The 5,582-nt window shown below is 58.2% G+C and carries 3 protein-coding genes; 2 read left to right on the forward strand and 1 reads right to left on the reverse strand.

The genetic code is table 11. From position 1 onward, the window contains the following. The coding region (locus ABX749_RS19585; RefSeq protein WP_372897452.1) for a sigma-70 family RNA polymerase sigma factor at window positions 1-300 on the forward strand (300 nt) is incomplete at its 5' end. Beyond that, the gene (locus ABX749_RS19590; RefSeq protein WP_372897453.1) at window positions 293-4,402 is read left to right on the forward strand and encodes a WD40 repeat domain-containing serine/threonine protein kinase; all 4,110 of its coding nucleotides are present in this window, start codon (window positions 293-295) and stop codon (window positions 4,400-4,402) included. The genes ABX749_RS19585 and ABX749_RS19590, both read left to right, overlap by 8 nt. A 182-nt stretch (window positions 4,403-4,584) precedes the next feature. On the opposite strand, the gene ABX749_RS19595 is transcribed toward ABX749_RS19590, so the two are convergent. Continuing rightward, window positions 4,585-4,905, reverse strand: coding sequence for a hypothetical protein (locus tag ABX749_RS19595; RefSeq protein WP_372897454.1), 321 nt, complete (start codon window positions 4,903-4,905; stop codon window positions 4,585-4,587). Window positions 4,906-5,582 lie beyond the last annotated feature (677 nt).

Raw genomic sequence — 5,582 nt, forward strand, 5'->3', positions numbered from 1 at the left:
AACGTCAACCTGGAACTCCCCATGCCAGACGAGAGTGTCGGCAACCAAGCAAGCAAGTTCGTCGACCTCGGTGATTCGCCCTCCACAGCGGCCGCGTTGAAAGAACAGGAGAAGCAACTGCATCGGGCAATCGAAACACTCAGTGAAGTCGAACGCGAAGTCATCAAGCTGCGAAACTGGCAACGATTGTCTTTCGTCGAAATCGGGCAACGCACCCAGCGGTCGGCCGACGCGGCAAGAAAACTTTGGTCGCGGGCGATCGTTCGGTTGCAGAAGGAGATGGATCGTCAAGATGATTGAACGCGAACGACGAGACATCGACGATCAATTCGCGTTGCAGTTGGAACGTGTGGATCAGCAACTCGCCGGCGAAACTCCCACCGGTGATGATGACACCGAGGCCGCCATGGGTTCGGCTGACTTCGACGCGGCAATGCGGGTCCTGGGACTGATCAACCGAGTCCGATCGGCCCAGCCACAGGACCACTCGGACGGGGGCGGAACGCAATCGAATCCCCCGTCCCAACCGCATGGTGACGTCACAACCAGCGTCCCCGATCAGATCGGTTCCTACGAAATCCTCGGTCAAGTTGGGCGCGGAGGCATGGGCGTCGTCTTCCGCGCCCGCGATCGATCACTCAATCGAGTCGTGGCGCTCAAGATGATGCTGGCAGGGCCGTTTGCCTACGCCGAAGAGCGGAGTCGGTTTCGCATCGAGGCCGAAGCGGCGGCCGCGCTGGATCACCCGGGCATCGTCCCCGTTTACGAAGTCGGTGAGCATGGTGGGCAACCGTTCTTTACGATGGGACTGATTGAGGGCGAAAGCTTGGCCCAACGTATTTCCAAGGAACCGCTAAAACCCCAGACCGCCGCTGCGATCGCTCGGCAAGTGGCTGCCGCAGTCGCCTATGCGCACCAGCGGGGCGTCGTTCATCGCGACATCAAGCCGGCCAACATCTTGCTCGATCAGAACCAACGGCCGCGGATTACAGATTTCGGGTTGGCACGCCGACGGGACAGCGCAAGTGATTTGACCGCGACGGAGCAGGTGCTCGGCACGCCCAGTTACATGGCGCCGGAACAGGCCTCAGGCGGGGCAAGTGGTGCCGATGAGAGGGCCGATGTCTATTCGATCGGGGCGACGCTCTATTGCATGTTGACTGCACGCCCGCCCTTTCAAGGACACAATGCCGCCGAAACCGTGCGTCTGGTCGTGGATCGCGATCCGGTCGCCCCGCGGCAACTCAATCCCGCCATCCCGATCGATTTGAATACGATTTGTATCAAGTGCCTGCAGAAGGATCCGGATCGCCGCTATTGCGACGCCGCATCGCTTGAATCCGACTTGCAACGATTTATCGACGGAAATCCGATCCGGGCGAGACCTGTTGGCATCGTCGAAACCGTTTGGAAGTGGTCGCGACGCCATCCCACTGTAGCTGCCCTCACCTGCTGTTGTTTGCTTGCCGCATTCACGCTGGTTGCCGGAAGCGTCTGGTACCAAAGCCAGCTCAATCGCTCCCTGATCGATCTCAAGCGTTCGCGTGGACAAACCGTTCGATCGCTGTATCGTGCGCTTGCCAATGAAGCTGAATACCTCAGTCAGGTGCGGCCCGTCGGCTATGGGCAGCGGATCGAACAGTTGGTTGCCGAGGCGAAGTCACTCGACACCGATGCGAAAGATCTTCAACAGTTGCGACAACTGCTGGTCAACAGCCTCGGGCACGTCGGCGCACGAGAGCCCGTCGTCCTAGAGGAATTAGACGCGGAAATCACAACCGCCAATGTTTGCCGCCAGCGCAATCATTTGATCGTCGGATCGGAGAACGGGGTGCTGGTCGCGTTTGATTTGGAAAGCGAAACGAAAGTTTTTGAAGCTCAAGTGATGTCGATTCCCATCACCAGAATTGATGTCGATCTCTCGTTCGGCGATGGGGCGACACGGTACGTGCGGGCGATCGGCCAAGGAGGATCCGAAATCAGCCATTGGGTCTGGGATGGACGATCGTACTCGCCGGCCGAGCCATTGAATCCGCCGAATCTGCCGGAGAGTTTTTTCGGTATCGATGTGTCGCCGGATGCGCGACACATCGTTGGGCTCGAATCGGAATCATCACATTTTCTTGATCCGAATGTCTGGCACACGCGAGGGTCCGGCGCAGCGGTCTCAGATCCGCAGCGTCGACTCGATGGGCTTGCTGAGATCCATTTTTCGATTGCATCATTCGATCCGTCGCGTGGATGTTCCGTTCGGCAAACCGCCATTCCCGTGTCGCCGCGATTCGACCTAAACAACGACTTCCTGGCCTTGGGGCGTTCGTGGCTTGATGAGAAATCGATCGACGACGACCTTCAGGTCTACGACCTGCACACCGATCGACTCGTCCGATCGATCAACGCAAGTGTCGGTGCCCTGCAGAATGTGAGGCTCAGTCCCAGCGGCAGATTTGTCGCGTGCGGCGGCTACTTCGGAGTCGAAGTGTTTGCGGTCGGTAGCGGCGAGCGGATCGCAAAACACGACGAATTGGGCAGATGCACCGTCGTTTCTTTCGTCGGCAGCGATGGCGACGTCCTCGTTCGCACCCCCACCGAAACGGTTTGGCTTTCAGCCCGCTACGGTCAGCCGATTGTCTCGTTCGCTGCCGACAACGATCGTTCATCAGTGGGTCTTTCTTCCGACGGACGAAACGCCGTTTGGATCGGTGATCGCCGACCTCGCGTCGCAGCGTTGCAGGGTGACCAAAGAACGCGAATCAGCGCTCACGACCGGATTGTTGAGACCGTTTGCCTGAGTCCCGATGGGCAACTCTTACTTTCGACGGGACGCTACTACGGCGGGAACGAAACCAAGGTCTGGAACGTGGAGACCGGCGAACTCGCATTCGAATTCATCGGCTCGGCATCCACCTTCAGCCCCGACGGAGCACTGCTGGCCGCCTGGAATGGTCGATTGCAACTGTGGGATGTTGGGACCGGAGTGCTGATTGCCGAGGGTGATTGTGATGCAACTCCCTCGCGAATCGTCTTCTCCGATTCGGGCGAGATGCTATTGGCAGTCGGCAACTTCGCCGGTCAGTCTCACGCCTGGCACGTCCACTCAAAAGCCGCCGCCGGAGCAGCGGCCGAATCCACATCTCCTCCGAAACCGATGCGTTGGGAATTGGAACCGTTGCAGATCCATCCGGACGCTCGCAAACCTGCAACGCTCAGTCCTTCGGGGCGTCGAATCGCCTTCGCTTCCAATGACGGTATCCTCGTCGACGCCATCGACCGGCCCGGCGCACCCCGCGTCCTGAAGACGGAACGCCGCATCGGTCCCGACTCGCTTGTGTTTCTTGATGAGACTCGCTTGCTTTTCGTTGCCGATGACGCGCACCTTTGGAATCTGGACACGAACGAAGTGGTCCGCACGCAAGGCCGTCACTTGCAGCCGCCAGTCTTGCTTTCACCGGATCGACGGCAGATCTTTTGTGGTCGACAGCTGATTCGGACTGCGGATTTCCAACCCGTTGTTCAACTGCCCGACTGGAACAACGCGATCACGTCGGCGACCTGGAGCCGCGATGGTCGCCAAGTCGCCTATGGATTGGACGGCGGCGACATCGCGGTTTGGGATTTGGTTGCGGTCCGAGAAAAACTTGTCGAAAGCGGGTTTCACGGCGACGAGATCACGCCCAGGCCCGCCAGTCCAATCGAATCAGTCCGTCCGATCGATGCGGTCAGCGCGATGCTTCGTCTCGGTCGACAGAGCCGAGATCGCGTCCACCCTCGTCAGTGGCGTTACAAGTGCAACCAGTTGATTCAATGGATTGAAAGTGACTCGATCGATCGTGATCGGGTGCATCGCCGCGTTCGCGACCTGACCGAACAACTTGACCGCATCGGCGGACGCCCATTCTTCGACTCCACCGAAGACGCCGTTGACCACCTTCTTGAACATGCGTTGCAGCTCAATCAGGAATTGAGCCGTGTCAAAGATGTCGAGGCGCAACGGCTGCTCTTGGCCGCGCTGTCCAATAGCCTTCAGCATCAGCCGCCACGTTCGACCGCAGCGATCGTGCAAGGAAGCCACATTCACCATTTGTTGGGTGATTTGCTGAACTTTCAATTTCAAGAGAATCAGGGTGCTGTCGACGCTTACCGCGAAGAAGCCGAACTGCTCGAAGATGCGGAATCAGCAGCCGATCCAGCACTTTCCCACCAAGCGTATGCAGGCCAATGGTTTTGGCTCTACCGCAACAAGTCGCTTGCACTCGCACGTGACGCACGTTGGGCGGACGCAATCGCCGCCATGACGCGGGCGTTGGAAATCCAGGCGGAATTCGAATCGGTTGGCGCCAACGAGCAAACGCTCGGCCAAGACCGGGAACTGCTCGAGAAGTGGCGCCAACAGGTACGTTGACCGAGAACTGCAGCCAGCTCGCAGCAATAACTCCCCGGTCCCCATCATTTTTGACCACCCAATGGTTTGACCAATCTCCGACGCGGAACAGGACTCGGCACACCAAGACGTCTGCACTCAAGGGCACTGACGGGGAGAAACAAAATCTTCCTACCTCCTAAATCTTCCTACCTCCAGCCGAGTCAACGAGCAAGCCGATCGTCGAATTCCAGTTTTGACGAAGAGTGCAGCAAGACGTATTCGAATTTCTTGACCGCCTCGAATTTTGAGACACGCAGGTAGGCGGCATACGCGTCGAAGTCTCCGCAGGTGGCAAGGCGATCGAGGTCCATTTGCCCGCCTCGATCATAGTGATCCACACAGGCTCTCATGATCGTCGGGTCGAGCGACGCTTGAAACTTGTCGAGCAATGTCTTGTCCCGACTGGCCACGATGTCGGTGAAGTAGGTGTTTCCTTCGGTCGACGCTTCCGGTTTGTGAGACCGTGCTGCGATACTAACCATCGCTAGCGAGGTCGCTACTAACAGGCTGGTGACGAGAGCGGCTGTTCGCATAGTTGATCCCCGGATCGTGATACATCAGGTCGTCGAAACGCCTTGATCACTCTTGTGATGACAAAAAATGAGGTGCGTGATTCGGCCGCCGTCAACGTTCCCGTGGATCGATCGGAACGCATTTCTGGCAATGTCGTGGCATCGCGGTAGGGAATCGAATGCGTTTGGCCCGGTTGATCTGCGGGTGATGCGACTCAGAAAACCCTACGCCACCCTGTCGGGTTGTCAAAACCACCCCGTTGAGAAATCGGCACCACCACAATGACGCTCCTTCGCGAGATGCCCCAGGTTTGCCCAGGCCGCAAGTGCGATGGGCTGGGACGCTGGGCTGGGGTCAAGACATTGGTTGGTCAAAAAATGCAGCCACCGCGCTGCGATGACTCTTCGTTCACCACCATTTTTTGACCACCCCATCTTTTGACCATTCTCCGACGCGGACCAGGACATGGCACACGAACGTGTCTGCGGGCAAAGGCTTTGACGGAAAGGAACCCAATCTTCCTACCTCCTAAATCTTCCTACCTCCAACCTCCAACCTCCGACCGGACGCCGCCGAAAGAGCAAATCGCGAACTAGTGCCAACCACCAGAGTTGCCCTCCCTCTCCAATCCCGCGGCGCGATTGTG

It is taken from the genome of Stieleria sp., from assembly GCF_041595215.1.
Lineage (GTDB): Bacteria > Planctomycetota > Planctomycetia > Pirellulales > Pirellulaceae > Stieleria > Stieleria magnilauensis.